Source organism: Bradyrhizobium genosp. SA-3 (assembly GCF_004212635.1).
Lineage (GTDB): Bacteria > Pseudomonadota > Alphaproteobacteria > Rhizobiales > Xanthobacteraceae > Bradyrhizobium.
The window spans coordinates 1-19,300 of record NZ_PSRT01000150.1; the positions used below are offsets into that span (position 1 = coordinate 1).

At 59.8% G+C, this 19,300-nt stretch carries 6 protein-coding genes; 4 read left to right on the forward strand and 2 right to left on the reverse strand.

Annotation, left to right across the window (positions count from 1 at the left end):
• Positions 1–247 (reverse strand): hypothetical protein (locus CWO91_RS35295; RefSeq protein ID WP_130220082.1); only part of this gene is annotated, 247 nt, incomplete at its 3' end.
• A 30-nt stretch (positions 248–277) separates the two neighbouring features.
• On the opposite strand from CWO91_RS35295, the gene CWO91_RS35300 reads away from it, so the two are divergent.
• The 4 genes from CWO91_RS35300 to CWO91_RS35315 all read left to right on the forward strand — a co-directional run bounded on the left by CWO91_RS35300 (position 278) and on the right by CWO91_RS35315 (position 18,188).
• The gene (locus CWO91_RS35300) at positions 278–1,027 is read left to right on the forward strand and encodes an IS5 family transposase (RefSeq protein WP_130220083.1); all 750 of its coding nucleotides are present in this window, start codon (positions 278–280) and stop codon (positions 1,025–1,027) included.
• A gap of 3,967 nt (positions 1,028–4,994) precedes the next feature.
• On the forward strand, positions 4,995–10,931 hold the full coding sequence (locus tag CWO91_RS35305) for a hypothetical protein (protein WP_130220084.1): 5,937 nt from the start codon (positions 4,995–4,997) through the stop codon (positions 10,929–10,931).
• The gene (locus CWO91_RS35310) at positions 10,928–16,723 is read left to right on the forward strand and encodes a hypothetical protein (RefSeq protein ID WP_130220085.1); all 5,796 of its coding nucleotides are present in this window, start codon (positions 10,928–10,930) and stop codon (positions 16,721–16,723) included. The genes CWO91_RS35305 and CWO91_RS35310 overlap by 4 nt, the downstream gene beginning before the upstream one ends.
• Before the next feature lie 538 nt (positions 16,724–17,261).
• Entirely contained in the window at positions 17,262–18,188 is a 927-nt protein-coding gene (locus tag CWO91_RS35315) for an amidase domain-containing protein (protein ID WP_130220086.1), read from the forward strand.
• A gap of 185 nt (positions 18,189–18,373) precedes the next feature.
• Here the strand turns inward: CWO91_RS35315 and CWO91_RS35320 are convergent, their stop codons facing one another.
• Positions 18,374–19,270, reverse strand: a complete 897-nt coding sequence (locus tag CWO91_RS35320; protein ID WP_130220087.1) for a 3'-5' exonuclease — start codon at positions 19,268–19,270, stop codon at positions 18,374–18,376.
• Between the last annotated feature and the right edge of the window lie 30 nt (positions 19,271–19,300).

Below are 19,300 nucleotides of genomic sequence, written 5' to 3' on the forward strand. Positions count from 1 at the left end.
GTGGGCGGAGATTTGCCTGCCCAAAGTCAAAAACAAAACTTGAATCGTGCGTGACCGCGTCGGCCAGCAGATCAAGGCAGGCCAGCCGATCATGAAAATCGACGAGTCGGCCACACGGTCCGACTAACGTCCGCCTTGGGTCATTTTCAAAGATTTGAGCGGGGGTCGTCGTGTGGCTGATGTCCGCTTTGACCTGAAAGCGCCAAACCATCGCCAGCCAAAAGGTTGCGTTTGGCCGGGCGCTCATGATTCAACTCGCATATTTGGGGCTCGAATCATGCGCTACGAACTTGCCGATTGTGAATGGGTTGCCATCAAGCCGATGTTGCCGAACAAGCCGCGTGGCGTTCCTCGGGTAAACGACCGACGTGTCCTCAATGGCATCTTCTGGGTCTTGCGATCCGGGGCACCTTGGCGTGATCTGCCCGAAGCGTTTGGCCCATACGCCACTTGCTACAACCGGTTCGTCCGCTGGCGGCGGGCTGGTGTCTGGGGCCGCATCATCGACGCGCTCGCCGCTGCCCATGATGCCGCTGTCCAGATGATCGACACCTCCATTGTCCGAGTGCATCAGCATGGAGCCTGCATCACACGAAACCAGCGCCAGTCGATGGGGAGGTCACGCGGCGGCTTGACGAGCAAAATTCATGCGGTGGTCGATAGCAATGGTCTGCCGGTACGGCTGGCGCTGAGCCCCGGCGAGGCACATGACGTTCGACTCGCCGGAAAACTGCTGTCTCGACTGAAATCCGGGTCGATGCTGCTTGCGGATCGTGGCTATGATGCGGACTGGATCAGAGAGCTTGCCATGAAGAAGGGCGCGTGGGCCAACATTCCACCGAAAAGCAATCGCAGCGATCCGATCTGCTTCAGTCCCTATCTCTACCGCGCTCGCAACCAGGTCGAGCGGTTCTTCAACAGAATCAAACAATGTCGTCGGGTGGCAACGCGCTACGACAGGCTCGCCGCTAACTACCTTGCCTTCGTACAGCTTGCATCGATCAGGGTATGGCTGGCTGCGCGTTAATGAGTCCACGTCCTAGGTAATGTCCGCCATCAGATTCGCGAACCGCGCTGTGCAAACGGCGCCTCGCCGAGTTGCGGCTCAGACTGATATGTTTTTTATTACACCCTTTAGTTGAGAACCACTATGTATTAGAGCCTGTAAGCGGATGTGGCGAAGGGCGACGGTGGGTTCACACTTGTTCTGATTTTCGGGATGCTTCGGCGTCCATGCGGCCTCCTTTCCTGCTGGCGCAAGCGCTGGTCATCAGGAGCCATTGTTCCTACATCGGCAGGAGCGTGCTGCCGCAGATCTGCAATGTCGATAGCAGACGCGGCCGATCATGGTAAGGAACGTCGTTCAGGCGAAAGCTATCGGTCCAATCACAATCCACGATCCGAACGATGTAGGAGGCGAAGCGTAGCGCCCAAACATCCCGTTTCTGCTTCACATGACCAGAGGCGCTAGCAGGAAGCCTTCCGCATAAGCGGCCGCGTTCGCCGCAGCGCGCAATTTCGAAATGATCGAGGATCGGATATCGAACGCCACTAAAAGTCGCGGCAGCACACTACCTTAGCTTGACGACGGCCTCGGCTCAGGTAGAGTGGTATCGATCCTGTTTTTCAATCATTGCCAAAGACACGACACTTATTGGTTGCAGCGACCAACGTGGCAGATAGCGGGGAGTTAACATCCGCGCGTCGTGCTTCACGTCGTGGCCTGGGAAGGCCAGTAGGTGCGCGTCAGAACTACCTCGCACACGTTCTTAATGGCGAGGCTTAGACGCCAGTCAAACACCAGTAATTGTACGCATCATTTCCGGCAGGACGCTGCCGCTGTGGTTGGAGGGGCGAACCATGGCAGACCATCACAGGCCAGAAGAGGGCGGCCCGGAGAGCGCTAGCGCCGATCGCGATGAAGCGCCCCGAGCCGACCGAGTAGGGGCTGTAACACGTCGCGAAGTTCTCATAGGCGGCGCATCCTCCTTGTTAGCCGGTCCGGCGAGTGCAGCGATCGAGAGTTCGCACCTGGATGTGACTTACGAGGATAGTTCGCGGCGCGGACTGATAATTGCTTGGATCGAGCGACCCCTTTCCACAGGAAAACGCACAGATGCACCATCAAAGCCGCGCTACGAGTGGCTTTTGCGGGCATCTACTTTCACCGATCCCGATCTCCCTAATGGCAGGGGGCGTTTCGTTCTACGCCGGGTGCAAGATGGCTGGCGCGCCGAAATTGCAAAATGTGCATTTCCGGGCGGCTATCAGTTCGGGCTCAGGATTGACGTTAAATGGGACCCTAACTTTGATCCAAACGCTAAGCCTGCCAAGGCTTCCGAACCTTCGCTGATCATAACACTCCGGCGGGACGAGGAAATTAGCATTTCAGTCCCACACCTCGTTGAGTTCTTGAAAGGCGACGACAAGGTAGATGAAGTCGCCGGTCAACTGAGCAGGTCGCAAACTATTACACTCATTAAGGCGCTGTTTGGAGACACTTTCGATATCTATAGGGCAAGCGATATAGCTTTAGCCTTCCACCGCGATTTCTATTGGATCTTGCGCGCAGGTCAAAGGATTGCATCCAGCTCGCCAGAGACGGCCGCCGCCAAACAGAAGCGCTTCCGCGCCCTACCTGATGAGGGCCCATCCCTCCAATTCCGGGAGGTGTTCTTCACCGTCTTCTCCGGCAGCCAAGGAGGGAAGACGGCCGATGTCTTCATGCTGAACCCGCACGACACGGGCAAAGAAAGGGAAGACGTGCGCGCCTTGTTTGCCGGCGACGGGGCGCCGCCCGCACCGGACAGCAGCCTCTCCCAACCAGCGGCCAAGCAGCCTTCTGCGAAAGTCCCGGCTCGCGCTGCGCCCGGGGCAACGGGACCGGTTCGTCGAGTCGTGCAGCAGCCCGACTCCACCTTCGAAGAGGCAATTGTTGTCGCCGAGGAGCAACGGCTAGCACCTCGCGTGCTGTATGCATTGGTGCGGCACGACCTGGCGCAATCGAAGTCTAACCCCGCGGACGCCTGGAGCGGGACGCTCGCGCTCGGTCGGCTCCCAACCGGAGAGAGCGCGCGGGTCTCAATTCATGACGGCCCGGAAGCATCCTTCCTCGGTTGGCGCAATTCTGGCGACGGCAATCCCGTCTTCGCTTTGCGAGCTTCCTGGACGACGCTTGCAGTTCGGCGTGGGGACAGCGCCGTCCCGAGCGAGTTCGACGACCTCAACGGCCTACTCTGGCGCGCCAGAGGAGAGGACGGCGCGCTGCGGGTGATCTGCTCGCTCACCGCCACGAAGCGGAAGATGCCCATTGAGACGCGCTTCGGCCGATTCATTGCCGCGCCGCTTCCCCCGGTCGCACCGCGGCCGGGCGTGTCCGCGCGGGTGCCATCGATCCGGATAGGAGGTACAGGTGCGAAGGACGAGCGGGCGTTGAACCATTTCGCCGCGCCCCTCGCATTGGAGCATGCGGCCATTCCCCTTCTGAGCGAACGTCTTGTCGGGAGCGCGCTCGCGCGCGCCAAGGCAAAGGACGAAAGTTGGGCCGAATCGGCCGCGGAGCGCGCCGCCAAATTGTTCAGCCAGTTGACGTTTCATGAATCGGAATGCCTGTTCCGCATCGACAAGCTGCCCTTGCGGCACGTATGGACGGGAGCGCCCGCGCCTACGACTGATCCGCCACAGGCAGAAGCCGTAGTACATATCGGCGTAAAGAAACCAGGGATTTCGGTACGCATTTCGCTGAGCCGCGCGATGCTCGCTGTGCGTCGGCCGTCCGACCTCCTAGCACTCAAGTACCGATTCCAAGATCTGGTCCTGGAATACGGCGAGCCCGGAGACTATGGCGGGGCGGGATGGTGGGTCACGCCGGACCGCCGCATTGCGGCCTTCGTGCCGAATGCCGAGCCGACGCCCGATCCCGTTGTACCCCTTGTCTGCAAAGATACGCCTCCCTTTGCCAATGACCCCAAGCGCTACCAATCGCGACAGGATCCGCGCCCCTTGCTGGTGGTAGAATTCCCACCCCAGCACATCGCCGAGCGCGCGTACCTGCGGCAATTGCAGGCGGATCCAGTGCTGCCGGTCCCGCCGCAGGGCACGGAGGTCAAACCAGACGAGGCGGAGATACTGCGGAACGGGAAGCTGGATGATCGAAAGAAGACACGAAAGAAAATCGGAGATGCGCAGGAGGCGAAAAACGATCCAGACTACAACGAATACCGCAAGCGATTCCGAAAGGCGGTACAGAACGAGGCCAACATACCCGCAGACCAACAAGAGTATGTCGGCCCCGCTTACCTTGATCTAGAAGCCGCTCGCTTAGCACGGCGGGTGGCACGCGAGATACAATCTGAGAAAGATGCGAAAGACCAGGCTCTCGATACCGCCGAGCAACGCGCCCGCTTCTTGCGCGGCGTGCCGGAAGTGCAGCTTTCGGACGTGGTCCTCCAGGAGCTTCGTAGGTCATTTCCCAACATCAAGGACGATTTTAGCGAGGGTTATCCGGAGGCGGTCGACGGCAAAACGCCTCCTCCCGAGGACCAGGTCAAGGACTATCTCGAAGCGCGGGAGAGCCTGAGGAAACAGCGCGATCCCGATTACATGAAGTTCAGTGATTTTTATAAAAGTCCTGAGGCCAAACGCGAGCAAGTTCGTGGGCTGACGGACAGACAGAAGCTGGATCTCCAGGGCTATGGAAATCTGCCGGGACCTTTTTATGGACGCCGCAGTACCATTGCGCGCGTCGAGGTCATTGCGAAAACAAGCCTCGATGAGGCGAAGAAGGCGACCCGGGCAATCGCGGCGACCGTCGTCGCCTTTGATCTTGGGAGCGAGGTCGACGAGCCCTTCGAAATCCCGACCGAAGCGCGCGTCTCGGGCTCCTCGCGCCTAGTTTTTCGTATCCCAGCCGATGATTTCGAGAGCGGGCGACCAGAGAACCGCGAGGGCGCGCCGGCCGGTGCGTTTCCGTTCACGATCGAAGCGCTCACAAATTGGGGAGCCTTCGATCTTGCGGTCGTTCGGCGCGCGAGAAGGTTTTTGAGCCTCTCGCCGGTTCGCCCGGCCGAACCGACAAGGACAGCGCCAGCCTGCAGATCCCCAACGGTCGGCTTCCGCCACGATGGGCTCGGCAGGAAACGCGCGACGAAGCCGCTAAGCTCCTCTATCAGGGGCTAACCCGCGGCGATGCCTGGGCCATACGGCACGACGAGCAGCGCGCACTCGACGGTGTCAGCGACTGCCCGAAGCCGCTCGCGCGGCTAGGCGCGGTGACGGGTGCGCAGCGTGTGGCGGAGATTGCCGCGAGCGTGCGGCCTCCGAACCTCTACGAAACCTCGATCGAACTTCCGTTTCGGCTGATGCTGTCGCCCGCCCAAGACGCTGCGTGGCTCACGCCGCTCGGCGTGCCGATGGATGCAGATCTCAAGCGCGTAACGGGCCAAGTTCCCGGCTACAGCGTGCCAGTTCCGCTGTGGTTTGCCCAACTCGACGAGGCGCCGGGCTCGTCGAGCGTGCGCGCGATCTGGTCGCCCGATTTCCGGCCCGAGGCGCTGCTCGATCCCCAGCTTGGCGGTCCGCCCCATGGCCCGTGGGCGCCATGGGCGATGGCGCGGGAGGTCACCACACGCAATCCCTACCAACCTGATGAACCGGTCTATGCTCTGCCCGGACAAACACCCAAACCGCCGACATTGCCACCCGAACGGTTCCGCACCGGCATGGATGCGGGCGACCGTCATGAGTTAGTCGCGCTCAGCTCGCTGTACGGCCTCCCGGTGCGGGGGCGACGCAACAAGGATGGTACGCTCACGGATGGCAGCCAGATCAACCCGCCGCCGGGGTTCAAGCTGCGCTACGCGGCAACAGAAGCGCTCGAAAACGGCAAGCCTGAAGACGATTACTCCGCAATCTATCGCCCGCAGCCGCTAGGGGTCGCCGAGCTGACTCTGACCGCGCTCGGCGGCAGCTTCGACGCCGATACAAACTTCGTGCCGCCGGCCTCAGCAAAGGTCGTACCGATTGATGTCTGGGTAAAGAGCCATAAGCCTGGCAAGCCGTTGTTCGACGCCTTTTCAATCGAACGCTGGCGGCAGGACACCCGGCTGGGTCGCGATGTTCGTGTGGACGTTATCTATAAGGGATTCCTATTCCCTTGCGGGCATCGCGCGTCGCTGGTCAAGCTGACAGAACGGCGCTTCATGGTCGGACCCGGTGGCCTTGCCGCGGGTCCGGTCGCTTTTCTCGTGCAACGCTTCTTCCTGCGCGTCGGCACACCGATAAAAACCTATCCCGCGCTCGGCCAACCGAACGGGGGTCGGAGCTGGCCGGTCGAACGACTGGAAATCCTCACACGTGTAACCCCCGACATCCTCGATCCTACCGATGCGACGCCTAGCGGGACCGACAGGTGGTACGAGGCACCCAACGGCCGCATCTATTTGCGTGTAAACGATGGCGATCCGCAGGTCCTGCCAGGTCTCGTGTTCTGGCCAAGGGTGCGCGCTCGCGATGGCGGGGAAGTGAATTTCGAGCTGGAGATTGACGCGCGCGGCACGCGCACACGCCTTCCCCTGATTTTCGTCGATAATACGGCGGCCAACGACGAACCCACCATGAGGGCTCTGACACGGGGCTACAATGAGCGTAAAGACGCGATCGACAAAAACCACCCTGACCCGCGTCGCATCCTGCAACTCGGCGGCGGCAAGCGCCGATACGCACCCGAAAAGGAGCCCGACGCAACCAGCTTCGAGACGCGGCAGTGGGTGATCGAATCGGAAGGCCGGGAAAAAGCGATTCCCAACATCTTGGACGACGACAGGCGTATTCGCTTCGATAACACCAACTTCGATTTCGGCGCGCTGCTGCAGGGCGTGGACCAGCCACCGTTCTATCCCATCATGGCAGAAGCTGCGGTGCGCATCGCGCAGGTCGACCGCATGCTAGGTCGCACGACCGGAGAGATCGGAGTTTTCTTCGACTCCGAGTACCGGGCGTTCGGGTTTCCGCAGGATGACAGACTCGCGAGCAAGCCGAGCGGCGGCAAAAGAGAAACGACCGCGAAGACCGACGTCTACCTCGATTTCATTTCGGAAGTCGCGCTTGATCCCGGTTCGTCGGGCGACCGCACGGGCGGGGCGGTACGTCCCAATACGAAGCTGGTCGCGATGTCGCGCAGCAGGGGGCCGGTCGGCAACAACAACTATCATTCTTCGTTGAAGGCTCTGGCGCGCTCCGACCTACCGGCATCGACCGGCCTTGACGATCCGAATCCGATCACGATTTTCGGCGACGCGAGTGTGCTTGGCGTCATCAAGCTGAAGGACGCCATCCAATTTATCGGCAATGGTCTGGCGAGTGCGCCGCAGTTCAAGGAGGCGACCCAGTATACGTCGACGCTTCTCGCCGATCTCAAACAAGCCGCCAACGCCGATGCCGGCGCGGCCGTCGCCAAGGTTCGCGACCGATTGCTGATCCCGATGCGGGAAGCGCTGCTGACGCTGGCGAGGCAGTTCTTCTTCGCGGTTAAACCGGACGCAAAGGAATCCGACTTCACCGAAAGCGCCGCGCTCGAGCGGATCGAGCGACTCTATCCGGACGTCGGTAAATCCTACCGCGAATTGGCGGACGCGCTCGACGCTGCAATTTCCTCGAGCGCGACGGTGCGCGACGTCGAGGCACTGCTTGCGTCCTTCGCTACCATCTACGGTGCGGGGCGTCGCTTCCTCGCCGCGATCGAACGCGTCGCGAACGACCCGCTCGCGCCGGTTCACGAAGCTCTGCGCGATGCATTCAATAAGCTGGTCACCGACGTCATCGTCCAGACAGCAGCCCTGCTTGAGTCCGCGGTTCCTGGTCTTCAGGACTTTCAGACCAAGCTGCGCGACAATCTCGCGTCTCTGTTTTCGCATCCGGATTTCATGGCGTGGCGCCACCTTGTGCTGGCCTTGCCTGGTGCCCATGCTATCGCGTCCACCTTTCCCGGCCAGGTGGATGCAGTCGACAAGAAGGTTCAAGAGATCCTCGCGAAAGCCGCAGCGGACTCTAATTTCCTCGGACTGTTGTTGGCCAAGAATGGCGACCAAGCAGCGACCGCAATCGGCAAGGCATTCGCAGACGAACTCAAGACAGAGATCGCCGGCGCCACCGGAGATTTCCAGAAGGCGCTGCGGGCCGCTGCCGACGACTGGACAGTTGCAGTCGGCAACGAAGCCGACCGGGAAGCCAAACGAATCAAAGGCCTGTTGTACGACGCGGCCTCGAAGCAGGTGCGCGACCTGCTCGCAGCCGGGCAAACTCTCGTTGGCCATACCGAGCTGAGCATCCGCACCGTCATCGGCGATCTCGTATCTACAGCGGCGGCGGCCTTGAAGTTGATCCAACCGCTAGTGGACTATGGCTTGACCAACGCCGTCCAACTATGCGGACAACTCGCTGGAATCATCAAGTCCGTGGCTGACGCGGTCGATCTTCCGGCCCCGGATGGCGTCAACAAGGCGCGCGACGACATGGGCAAGGCCTTTGCCGAGGTCGTGAAGGCGTTCGAGAAGATCAGCCTCGATCCGCAGCCAGTGAAAGATGTAGCGAACACTCTCGACGAGGGCGCCGCAGCGTTGGTCAAGGTGCGCGATGCGCTCCGGCGAGCCCTGGACCAACTCGTTCAGCTGCAGAACGACGTCTGCAGCGCCACTCCCGGGCGCCTTCCGCTGGACGCTTTTGCGGCGCTGGGGCGAATGCGCAACACGCTGCTCTCTGCGTTGAACAACTTCATAATTGTGCTCGGCAGTCCACAGTTCCTCCCCGCCATGGCCCACGAGACCGGACTCGCCGCGAGCGATATCAAATCACTGCTGGCGAAAATCACTGGAACGGGCGGCGATTACGACAAGGCGCGCACCGCCGTCGTCGAGGCGGCGAAAGCTGCGGCGACCGTGTCCATCGCCCTTTGTGGGTTGGCTCGCGATGCAACCGCGTTGCGCGACACTGGCGCTGCCGGACCTCTGAAGAAGGTTAGGGACGATCTGGCGTCGCTTGGAAACGCTAAGCTCAACGATATCATCGCAATCATCGACGGCGCGAGAAACGATGCGATTTCCCTGAAGGCAGACATAAAGACCGCCATCGACACGCTAAACCAGAAGATATCGGATGCAGTCACGCCCAACGGTGCCCAGAAATATCTGGACGAGCTACTGACGCTAGTCTTTAACGCATCGGCTACCATAGACTCGATCCAGTCGAAAATCGTCCAGAAGTTGGAGCAACGAGTCCTTGAGGAAGTCGGAGTATTCGTCGTGGCTGGCGAGCCGTACCTCAAGCAAATGGCCTTGATCGCTTTCCAAGGGCTTAGTCCTGTCTTCAACTTTCTGAGCCGTGTGCAGGGAAATCTGGTCGACGCGCGAGACAAAGTCTGGAGTGCCCTTGGCGGGACCAACAGCGACAAGGCCGACGGCAATATTGGCGATGACCTGAGTGGACTTACCTTCGCAAAGGTTCGCGCTCTACTGCTAGTCGCATGTCCTAAGCCTCCACAGCTGCCTCTCCCGCGACCGGGGCTCAATTGTCCGGCGGGACCGAATCCCACCGACGATTTTTTGGCTGCCGAAAAGCTGCAGCTTGACGATCTGGCAGCGAGATTCGCCTCGAATGATCCAACGAAATTTGACCCCGCGACCCTTCAAGCCTTCTCCAAGCTGTTCGAGGCCTGGAGCGCTAATCAGGGATCGACACAGGTTCTGGCTCAACAGCTCGCCAATGCGGCAGCTGCCGTGCTTAGCGGCGATCTCAAGCGCATCGTGGACCTCGAAGGCGCGAGACGCCGCATCGAGGAAAAAATCAAGGAGTTGGTGCCAGCGAAGGTCGTGCTCAATTATGACATGCAGGCCGATCTCAAGGAGTTCCCGCCGGTCTTCCGGCCGGAGCCAGGTAGTCAGATCACGCTCTCCGCAGGCGCCGTGTACGATCTCCTCGACCTCACCGTTCCGCCTCGCTTCACCGCAAGCTGCCGGCTCGATCCGTTCGACATCAACCTGTTCGACGTCGTGACTCTAATTTTCGACGGCGCACAGTTCGTCAACGAAAGCGGCAAGGGGTCGGACTTCAACATTGTATATAAGGATTTCGAGCTCGGCCCCAACGCTGCGTTCCTCAAGCCGCTACAGGCTCTGATGAACCCGGGTGGCAGTGGACCGTACGTGCGGGCGAGCCGCGAAGTTCCCGGAATAGAGGCCGGCTACAGCCTCGACCTTGGCATCATCTCGATCGGCACGGTGTCTTTTGCCAACGTGTCCATCAATGCGGCGTGCGTGCTACCATTCAATGGAGCACGCGCGACGTTCGTTGCTTCGATTGGACGCGAGGACCGCCCTGTTCTTCTCTCGATAGCCCCCTATGTCGGCGGCGGATTCCTTGCTCTGTATGCGGATGCCCAGAAGCTCTTGGGATTTGCTGCCTCCTTCGAGTTCGGAGGTGGTGGTGCCTTCAAATACGGACCGCTCAGCGGACAAGGTCGCATTTCTACCGGCATCTATCTACGCAAACTCACGAGGTCAGATGACACTGACGATTGCGTGATCGAGGGCTTTTTCTACGCCGGCGGCGAGGCGCAGATCGCTTGCTTCGCGATCAGTGCCTGCCTCGTGGTACGCATATCGCATCGGTCCGGCGGCAGTATGCAGGGCTCGGCGGTCTTCACCTTTGCTTTCTCGATGGGCTTCGCCAAGCTCCGCTATCAGGTCGGCGTGCAAAAGAGCATGGGCCAGGGCTTTTCGGGCAGCGGGGCGGCACGCATCCTCGAAGATCTGCGCATTGCCGGGAAGGACAGGCCCACGCCCACTCCGATCGTGAGCTGCCGCGCACAGGCGCTGCAGGACGATTGGGTGAAGTACCAGACCTACTTCGCCACCGACATCAACGGATTCGCCGCATGACCGTGAAAGTACCAGTTTCTATCGCAGCGCATGTCGTCGCGGCGGGCATCTACGGCGACCGGGCCCGCCTCACGCTATCGCTTGCACCCGTATTCAATGAGCAGAATACGCAATACGACCTCGCGGACTGGCCTAATTCCGTCGAGAAGCTATTGGCCAGCAGTGAGGGTTTCGAGATCATTGCGCTCGGGAAAGACCAAAGCTGGCGCACCCAAGCCATATTCGCCGCAGGCAACATCAAAAAGATTGCGAAAAAGGATTTGCACCGGATCGGCTCCGCGGGAGAGGCTGCAGCAATCACCGCTTACTGGCGCTCCGTGATGGGTGACGATGACGGATTCGGATTCCTGGCTAAGGCCCTCGATCCGGCGTTCGATTCGCAACTGAGAGACCCACTCGATGCGGCACTTCGAGACCCGGAGAAAGCCGGGCCTTACAAGACGCCGGATATTCACGGCACTTCGCGTGACAAGGTCGTGAAAGAGCTGACGCTCGAACGCGCTGCCTATTTTGCAGCCGGGCTGAGACGCGAAACGATCGATACAAGACCAAAGCCCAAACCCTCGGACTCGCTTAGTTTCCGGATCAAAGACTGGAAAACGAATCGTATTGGGCCGTGGCCGAGCGATGTGCCGCTAAGAGACTCGCTTGTGGCCGCCTTGTCCGAAGATGACCAAGCTTATCTGCTGCTGCAGGACAGCCGCACTCGCGCCGATAACTTTGCAGCTGCGCGCAGAATCTATCAGGACACCGGCAAAACTCCGAAAGAAGCGATCGACGCCTTGACCGCGGCGCACCCGTGGTTGTTGGACCGCACGCCGTTAGACGCAACGCTGTATTTCAGTGACCCACGCAACTTCACCGATACCGGCAAGAAGCATACGCGTGCAATCATGACCGAAGCCGCAGCCGCGTACCGCCTGGCGTCGCGAACGCCCACCTTTGACGGCAAGGACGTATTGCCGCCGGCCGACGATCCGCGCATCGAATTCGCAAGGCGACGCCTGTTTACCCTGCAAGGCAATCCATCCCTGGGGCGGCTGTTCCGCTTCGCGGTCGACTTCGATTGTCCGGTAAAGGCGCTGAAGGATGCCACAGACGAAGCCTTCCTCTATCCGGAGAAAGTGCTTGACCGCGATCCCGCGGGTCCGGACGACCTGCCGGAGCCGGCAGAGCAATATGCCCGTTTCCTGCTTCTCAGACTGGCGACAATGGATGACGGTTCGCGGCTGTGGAGCTGCGCCAAGCTCCGTCTGCCCGGCAAGGAAACGAAGAGCATGGCCGGCCATTTCCTGCCGTGTGCGCGCGAAGAGATCGATGCCCGCGTTGTGAATAACGACTCTGACGGACGTGAGCTTGCCGTCTTCGGCCAGATAGACGGCATCGTCGATCTCGGACAGCATGTACTTTTTGAGCAGCGCTATCAAATCATCTCGCTCGATCCGATCATGGGAATGGCGGCCGACGACGCGAAAGAAAAGCGCCGCGCAGAAGACAGCAACACTCTGGCCAAATATTCCACAACCTTGCTGCCGCAGGTTCGTGACGAGTTGGCGGACAACAGACAAGGCACGCAACGTGGCGGCGGCCTGGCTCTCACCGATCGTTGGCGCCAACTGTACGGCATTGAGCGTCACCTCGATTCGCGGGACCAGCGCAGCCAATACGATCCGAAGGTGAAGAACTCCAAAGATATCGTGTTGGACGCTTCGGACCTGACGGTCGGGTACAAGCTCGACGTCGGCGTTCGGGGAAAAGGAGGGCGAAATCGCTGGCACACGCTGATGCATCGCAAGGTCGAGTATACCCCGACCAAGAACGTTCCGGCGAAGCTGAGTGAAAAGCTCAACGACTACATCACAAAGCTTTACCCAAATTCCGCCGCGCGCCTCGATGCTGATGACGGCCAGCTGCAGTCTCCAGCGGCGCTACGGGACTGGTTGCCGGAGGGCGGTGAACGCAAACACACAAGCGCGTTCATGGAAGAGGTGATCGGCGCATGGCGTGGCGACCCGCTCGGCTTGGCGTGCGGGGTCGAAAGCCACCCGCTCAGTACGAACGATCTGCGTATCGACATCAGCTACGATCTGCCGACGGAGCCGGCAGCCACTCCGCCGCCACTGCGCTTTGGCTGGCGCTACCATTTCGGCCTGCGGGCGTTTTTTGCCGGCGGCGTATCGCTGCCGCTCAACCGAACACTCGGACACTACGAAAAGAGTCGCACGGGTCAACTCGTGCTGCCAGTCGCGGGCGATTACGGAACCGCTTTCCTCAGACACGAGCGCATTGAGGCGCCGGTCATGACGATTCCAGATTGGATGTTTGGGGCGTTGAAACGCGAGACGAACTATACCCGGGTCGCGCTGAAGGGCCGCTTTCCTGTTCCTCAAGCTGGCCGCATGATGGTGCGCAGCCTCAATGATCCCAGCAATCGTCGCATTGCGGATATATCTGGCGACCAGAGCAGCTTACCCGGTATCGGCTTCGATCGGCGCGTGCTCATGGCGCCGCCCGTTCCCCTCGAATTTGCTGCCTTGCATGACGCGTTCCGCGGCAAAAGCGGCGAGTACATCGAGCGGAAGGTCAAAATGTGTGATCCCAGAGTGCTGCAGGGCGACAGACCGAATCCGAACGATTATGAGACCAGCACGGTCGACGGAGAGGAGGAGAAGCCAGAGTTCGTACCAGTGCCCGACCCTGCAAATGCGGGTAGAGCCATCTGGAAAAAGGTGCGTGTTGCGTGGCGGCCTCACACAATCGAATCGCGACCGCGTGGCGGTTTGAAAGGCGTCGATCACCGAGCTGCCTGGGGCGGATTTCCAGTTTATCGGGCAAAAGCCTCGGCAGGTCTCACCAAGCCAAAGGAAAAAGCTCCGGTGATGAGGCCCGCTGCAATTACCGATGAGGGCGAAATCCTTTACCGCGTCAAAGGCGATGGCGAAGTTGTTTTCAAAGGTCAACCGAACGAACGGAAGATTTTCTGGAGCGCCGTCGGCGTATTCGAGAACGAGGATGGACAAAGCGACCGATCTGGCGTCACCGTGTTCAGGCCGTTGCCGACTGACAGAGACAAGGAGATCGAGCGTCAGCCGTACTATCCAGATCCAGCAGCGGTGACGCTTGTCATCGACGTCGCGGTTCGCGGCACCGGGTTCGACGGCGATGGCGCCCAACGGCACGCGGTAAAATCCCTGCCCTTATACACAACAGATGAGCTCAAAGGTCCCGCGCCGCCGGACTATCCTGACGCCATCCCGGTCGTACTCGACCTTGTGCGCGGCGACGGCAAGGGTGAATTGATCAAATTCAATGGAAAGTCTGACTACGGTAAGATCCCCAATACGCCGCCATCCGGCCGCCCGATAGCGGTAGCCCACGTGACGGTGACGCTCGCGCCAGGTGAGGAGGCTCGCATCCGCTGTTGGTGCGTCCCGAGCGCAATCTTTCTCACCCACATGTGGGGTGCCAACGAGTCGCTTGTAGCCCTCGCGGTCGCGAGAGGGTTTGTTGAGACTATGACGAGGAAAGCCGTTACCGAGGCGGGCATAACGGCTCTCTCTTACTTCGTTGACGATGTTTTCGAGACCGGGCTGAAACGGCTAACCACAATCGATCTGGGCGCCAACAAGAAGAATGGCAAATCCGACGGCAAGATCACTTTCGCGGGACTACCGATGCCGGCCTTCGAGCGAATGCTTACGCTAGCAGATGAAATTCGTAAGCGCATGCTTCAGGAGCCGATGCCATTGATAGCGGCCGTCACTGAGATCGAAGCGGTGCACGCGGTTGACCTACCGAAGCAAGTACCGAGCGCGGTGGCGGGTCGGAAGTGGCAGCTGCTGCGCGTAACGGGCAAGACGAACAATACCGAAAACATCGATCTTCTGCTGAAGCCGGAAAAAGAGTGCGAGCTGGTCCTCGGGGCTCTGTGCAAATCCGACGATTGGACGCTAGAAAACCAGATGGCGGATGCGGTGGACGTTCTGCTCGACGGATCGCTCACCGTGCACGGCCCGACAACTGGGGCGGTCGAGATTCGCGCGAGCGGCACCGCCGCCGCTCGCGGGCGCTTCGATGATGTCGAGCGCGGCCGAACGCGCGACGACCGTGCGCGTGGCCTGTGGCCGAAACCGGATGCACAAGAGCCGATGAAGGCCAAGCGGCTCTTCGGGTTCGAGCCCGCCGACGACGGCTCTGTTAGCTTCGAGCCCGAATCGATCACGCTGCTGCGGATTGAAGGATTCGCTCCGGGTCCGAACACGGCTTCGCCTGGCGAGGTTCGGCTCGACCTGCTCGATCTGCAGCGCCAGGCGAAAGCGCTCGAGCCCAGGCCCGGACAGGAGATAAAAGCGCACGATCCTCCGTTGCGGGCCTTCCGCCCGACCGCTTTCCCTGACACGCGGGCGCGCTGGATCGAGCTTTCCGCCGTCGCCATCTCGCGCCATACGGGCGCGCTCCGGACGCGCTATGACGAGCTTCCTGAGGTGCTCACGAAACCTGGGACCCAGCCGGGAGCGACAGAGGCAGAGAAAAAGGAGGTCACGATAGCGGTGATGGACCGGCGCTGGCTGCCGGCGACGAGGCGGCCAGCGCGTGTCGTGTCGCTGAGCCCGATTCCGGCGTTCGCGTGGAATGATAACGTGCCGACGCCCGCGAACGCCAAGGTGTCGCCGGTATTCGTGAGCCGCGCAGTGCGGGTGCGCGTGCGCGCGAAACGCGCGTGGCTCTCGGCCGGTGAGGGCGAACGGCTTGGCGTCGTGATCTGGCCGCCCAATCTGTTCGCTAAGGACTTGGGTAACTTGCGCCACGACATCGTCAGGCCGCTGCCCGATGATCGCAACGAGATTAACCTGCGGACCCTGCCGGACGATGGAAGCAAGATTGTGGAACTTCAGGACGCGGACCTTGGTCCCGGTGGTGGTTGGGTGACCCGCTGGGGGGCAGATCCCATCCGCTCGTACAGCGGACTCCAGGGCTGGCTGCTGTCCAAGGAGAATTTCCCCGGGGTGAGTGAGGACGCCGTATTCACGGAAGCGCCGGAGAAACACCCGAAGGGGCCGGTCCTAGTCAAAAACGTGCTCATGCCAGTGCCAGCTGACGCTGATGCCGCGGAACTGAGAGCGGCACAACCGCCCGGCGGGTTCATGGCAGTCTCCCTCATCACCTATGCGCCGCGCTTCGATGTCGATCAGGAGACCTGGTACTTCGATCTCGAACTCAATCCTTGCGGTGCGGTGTACCCATTCGTGCGGCTCGGGTTGGTGCGTTTCCAGCCGAACGCTCCTCGCGCACTGCAGGTATCCGAGCCGATCGTTGAGTGGGCGCAGGTTATGCCTGAGCGCAAGCTCAACGCTACCGCGCGATATGTGGATCCCGAGCGAAAGCGGATCGAGATTACCGCCGTAGTCGAGGGCATCTCGTCGGGAGCCGATGACAACGAGGGGCATCCGGAATTATCGGCCGCTCAGGCACCGAGGATGTACTTTAGTTTGATCCGCCGTCGCTTGCCGCGAGGCGACGAATTGCCTGACTCCGAAGTCGTGTACGACGGACCTCGTGCCACGGACGCTGGCTGCAGTTCGGCGTGCATGACTTGGACAACTGCATTTCGGATTCACAGCGACGAATACCAAAGCCACAACTGGTCCGTGTTCGCTGAAGAAGTAGACCGACTGCGGCCCGCGACCTACCCCGACGAGCCGCGTTACGAGACTCACAAGGATAGTAATTTCGCGGACACTGGTCCGCGGTTTACCGCTCGCCTTGGTCTGGACAATTTGAAGATCACCTAGGTCGCACAACAAGCGCGGCAATAACGCTGTGAATAGCAGTCGCAAATGTCAGGAGGAGGAAAATGAGATTCCGTCTATCCGCCTCGATCATTTCTGTCATTGCTCTACCGATCCTACCGCTGAATGCTAGGGCCGCCGACTGGATGCTTAGAGTGCAGACGACATCACGCGTCTGTCACGTGCAACTCAAGACGGCAGCGCCGCTTGGAGAGGATTTCAAAGGTCCATTTGCGTCCCGCAAGGAGGCGTGCCAGGAGGCTGCGAATCAATACGACGACAGTGCGTCTGACCAGTCGAAATGCTGGACATACGGTGGTGGGACTGTGAGTGGATGCAGGGCCGATGGCATCACGCTCCCACCGACAAGATCGAGACGCAAACGTTCGGGCGCAATGTAGGTCCGGATTTGCCACCCGATCGCGGTCAAGATCGCATCTGCTCCATCGCGGAGAAGCTGGCCCAGCTATCAGTACCGCCAGTCCCGATCTAGCTACTCTTGAGCTTCAATTTCTGGGCAAACGTTAAAAGGAGAACAGAGATGGCCTCGAATATCAGAAACGTCGATCGACTCGCGGCGACAGCAGTCGAGGAAGCTCTCAGTGCATTGAGAAACAAGGCGCCTCTTCGTGATGGAACGTTCGCAAAATCTGACGCGTTGTTTAAATGGATCGAACGAAATTTGAGCGTGTCGAACCGCGCCAAGCTAAAATCAATCGACTTTGAACCGACCAGACGACGAATTCGTTCAACAAAAGATAATTTTCTCGTTGAATTGAGCGGCATTCAAAGAGAGAGCTACGAAGCGTACGAGACGGTCGGGGCAGTAACGTATGCCGTCGAACTGCATATCGATGGAGCGAATGTTCGTGTTGTCTCCTTTGAAGTGCATTTAATAGACACGACCTCGGAGGTCGAAAGCTCTGATTTGACGGAAGGGCCGTTAACACTTCCATTTGACACCAATTGGACGTGGAACGGTGATAGGGCGGCAAAGTATTCCGCTGACTATGCCATGAATCCAAATAGTGCTTACAGGACATATGATGTGGACTGTACCAATTTTGCGTCCCAGTGCTTGACGGCCGGAGGGAAGACAGAAATCGGGAGCGTGATTGACCGCAAAAACGATGACGTGTGGTTCTATGGGACGTTTGAAGCCACTACTAGCTATACTTGGGCGGCAGCGCAGAATCTTTTTCAGCATCTTACAAACTATACCGATACAACCACTGAAGCGGATCACCTAAGTCTTCGCCCAGGTGATCTTATCATTATGGAACCGAAGCCGGGACATGCGTGGCACACCATGGTCGTGACGGAAAGGACCGATGACGACGCGCTAATGAGCTACCATACCAAGAATACTCTAAGACGTTCGTTCAATCAGATTTTGGCAAACAGTATCGGTGCCAAGCAGTTTTGGTATTTGAAAATTGGCACTGGCTATAAAGCTAGCGCTGCGTGACCGATTGATGGAGAGGGCTCGGCGATGCGCTGGGCGCTACCCTTCGACGCGAGGCGCTGGCCCTCTGCGACGAATTCGAGCCGTCGGCGGTGGTTGAGTTGACAAAGACGTTTGGCCTGACGGAGCCCGATCTCCGGTCCTTTGATCTTCTTCCCAGTGTTTGGGCCCGACGCCATGCGCTCGCTCTACGCCCTGACGGAAAATCGATCGAACGCCGTGAGGACTTGCAAGCGCGGCTCCACTTCGTGAAGGTAAATGTCGGTCTTGAGAAACGCAATTTCGTCGTCCAGTTTGCTCTCGTCGACATCGACATACCATGACCTCGATCTGCCATCGCTTCCGTCGCTCCAACGGTAGCCGCGCCGCTTGAGCGCGTCCTTGAGTTCGAACGGCGATTGCTCGGCCCACACTCGCATGGTCTTTTTGCGAGCCTGCTCGAGCAGGACGCCAAGCGCCGGCGCGCCGGCTGTCGGCAGTTCGAACGCAAGGATCTCGAGGAGGGCGTGGCAATCGTCGACCGCCCTGTGAGCCTGGTGAAAGAAACCAGCACCGTTCAGCAGGTAGCCGAGGCGCGAGCCCTCGAAACCGTGCTTTCGCCATTCGATCTCGGTCGCCGAACACCCCCAAGCTTTGCGCTGGAATGTAGGCCAGTAGCGCTCGGCAAATTTGCGGTCGAATCCGGCGTTGTGGGCGATGACGATCACGGCATCTTCTGCGAACGATGATACCGCCGCCTCGTCTATCCGATGGCCGGCGACCATCTCGTTCGTGATCCCGGTGAGTGCGATTACATCCGGGGGGATCGGCTCGGACGGCTCATTGAATGACGAGAAGACCTCCCGGAGCCCTGCAATACGACCGCCGGGTAGGTAGTCGAACTTGACCATTCCGAGTTCGATGATCTCGTCCTTCTGCTGGTCCAGACCGGTCGTTTCCACGTCGAGCAGGATGGCTGTCTTGGTGCTTTGACCTGTGACCCGAGTGGAAGTCTCGCGGTGAACCAAGCGCCGAAGGACGCGGTAGTCAGCGGATTTGGCCAACCTTTCGGCCATGGCGGCCAAAGTTAAATCAGCTTCGAGCATTCGATTCTTACTGCCCCTCGGACACCTGCT

What these genes read in the sequence shown, in the direction of transcription:
- CWO91_RS35300 (WP_130220083.1), top strand. Translation starts at nt 278, where the DNA reads ATGCGCTACGAACTTGCCGATTGTGAATGGGTTGCCATCAAGCCGATG.
- CWO91_RS35310 (WP_130220085.1), top strand. Translation starts at nt 10,928, where the DNA reads ATGACCGTGAAAGTACCAGTTTCTATCGCAGCGCATGTCGTCGCGGCG.
- CWO91_RS35315 (WP_130220086.1), top strand. Translation starts at nt 17,262, where the DNA reads ATGGCCTCGAATATCAGAAACGTCGATCGACTCGCGGCGACAGCAGTC.
- CWO91_RS35320 (WP_130220087.1), bottom strand. Translation starts at nt 19,270, where the DNA reads ATGCTCGAAGCTGATTTAACTTTGGCCGCCATGGCCGAAAGGTTGGCC.